The 1,563-nt window shown below is 65.6% G+C and carries 1 protein-coding gene; it reads left to right on the forward strand.

Going from position 1 to position 1,563, the window contains the following annotated elements:
• Positions 1-1,563: ABC transporter substrate-binding protein/permease (locus RM2_RS23075; protein WP_072691769.1), on the forward strand; the 1,563-nt coding region annotated here is incomplete at both ends.

Raw genomic sequence — 1,563 nt, forward strand, 5'->3', positions numbered from 1 at the left:
GTCGGGCGCGGCGTCGCTGGATCTGTGCTCGCCTCCCGGACCCGGCTCGACAACTGCCGCACCCACAAACGTGGAGGCAGCCTCGGGATCGGGTGCCGTCGACAGGTACACCACCGCCGATGTCACCCCGCTCGATCAGATCGACACGGCGAATCTGAATCTGATCACCCCGGGCGTCCTCACCGTCGGCACCCTGTCGGACGCACCGCCGAGCATCTGCATCAACTCGGACAACCAATTCACGGGCTACGACAACGAACTCCTGAAGGCCGTCGCCGCGGAACTGGGTCTCCGCGTCGAGTTCGTGGGCACCGACTTCGCCGGGCTACTCGCTCAGGTCGCCGGCCGCCGCTTCGACGTCGGTTCGTCGTCCATCACGACGACGGACGAGCGCCGTGGCACCGTCGGCTTCACCAACGGCTACGACTTCGGCTACTTCTCATTGGTCGCCCCCACCGACGGGCCGATCGAGGGTTTCGACGACCTGAACTCGTCCACCCGCATAGGCGTCGTCCAGGGCACCGTCCAGGACGACTACGTGGAGAACACCCTCGGATTGGCCCCGGTCAAGTTTCCGGATTACGCCACTGCGTACGCAAACCTCTCGTCCGGCCAGATCGACGCCTGGGTGGCGCCGTCCCAGCAGGCCGAAGGACTCATCGCGCCCGGCGACCCGACCTCCATCGTCCAGAACACGTTCAGCGTCAACAACTTCATGGGCTGGGCCGTCGCCAAGGAGAACCAGCCGTTGATCGACGCGCTGAACTCCGGACTCGACGCGGTGATCGCGGACGGCACGTGGACTCAGCTGTATTCCGACTGGGTGCCGCGGGAACTACCCGAAGGCTGGAAACCCGGCAGCAAGGCCGCACCCGTGCCCGGCCTCCCGGACTTCGCGGCCCTCGCCGCCCTCAACCCGCAGAACACTACAGAAACACCAGTAGCACAACCCAAGTCGACCCTCCAACAGCTCAAGGACACATTCTTCGACTGGGACCTGTACACGCGGGCATTCCCCGACCTCCTCAAGACCGGACTTCCGAACACACTGATCCTGGCGTTCGTGTCGGGTGTCGCCGGCACCGCGCTCGGCATGCTCCTCGCAATGGCAGGCATCTCCCGCACACGCTGGCTGCGCTGGCCCGCCCGCATCTACACCGACATCTTTCGCGGACTACCCGCCGTGGTGATCATCCTCATCGTCGGCCTCGGCGTCGGACCGGTTGTGCGGGGTCTCACCGGCAGCAACCCGTACTGGCTCGGCGCGCTCGCCCTGTCGCTGCTGGCCTCCGCATACATCGGCGAAATCTTCCGAGCCGGCATCCAAAGCGTCGAGCCCGGACAGCTCGAGGCCTCGCGCGCACTCGGCTTCAGCTACCGCAAATCGATGGCCCTGGTGGTCGTCCCCCAAGGTGTCCGACGCGTGCTGCCCGCACTGATGAACCAGTTCATTTCCCTGATCAAGGACTCGTCACTGATCTACTTCCTCGGCCTGCTCGCCACCCAGCGAGAACTGTTCGCCGTCGGCAGGGACCTGAACGCCCAGACCGGCAGCCTCTCGCC

Origin of the sequence: Rhodococcus marinonascens NBRC 14363, from assembly GCF_001894885.1 — a bacterium.
Classification (GTDB): Bacteria; Actinomycetota; Actinomycetes; order Mycobacteriales; family Mycobacteriaceae; genus Rhodococcus_F; species Rhodococcus_F marinonascens.